The organism is Lyngbya aestuarii BL J, from assembly GCF_000478195.2.
Taxonomy (GTDB): domain Bacteria; phylum Cyanobacteriota; class Cyanobacteriia; order Cyanobacteriales; family Microcoleaceae; genus Capilliphycus; species Capilliphycus aestuarii.
This window is the reverse complement of the sequence record NZ_AUZM01000362.1, coordinates 1-463: the sequence shown is the minus strand read 5'-3', so window position 1 is coordinate 463 and position 463 is coordinate 1. Positions and strand designations below refer to the sequence as shown.

Genomic DNA, 463 nt, shown 5'->3' with positions numbered 1-463 from the left:
ATCTGGTCTTAAACAGGCTCCCTCAGCAGAGACGGGGTTCCCTCCGCCAAAATGTATTATTCTGATGCCTTCATTTCTTATGTTGAGTGCGGCGTTACTGTCACAATCGTGGTGAGTTTTACAGTTAAGACAATCCCATTCTCTGATATTTAGAAGCAGCGAATCCACAATATGACCACAACAAGAACAAGTTTTGGAACTGGGGAAGAAGCGATCAACTTCTATGAGTTTTGCGCTTTTTTGTCGGAGCTTGTAATCCATAAAGTTTACAAACATCCCCCATCCAACATCAGATATTGACTTGGATAACAAACGATTCTTAACCATCCCCTTGACGTTGAGATTTTCAACGACAATGACTTGGCTTTCATCTACCAACTTTCTTGATAACTTGTGCAAGAAATCTTGGCGGGAATTAGCTATTCTCTCATAAACATTAGCCACCTTTTTCCTGAATTTCTTT

At 40.4% G+C, this 463-nt stretch carries 1 protein-coding gene; it reads right to left on the bottom strand.

Annotation, left to right across the window (positions count from 1 at the left end):
* On the bottom strand, positions 1-463 hold a 463-nt coding region (locus tag M595_RS28530; protein ID WP_040484812.1), incomplete at both ends, for an RNA-guided endonuclease InsQ/TnpB family protein.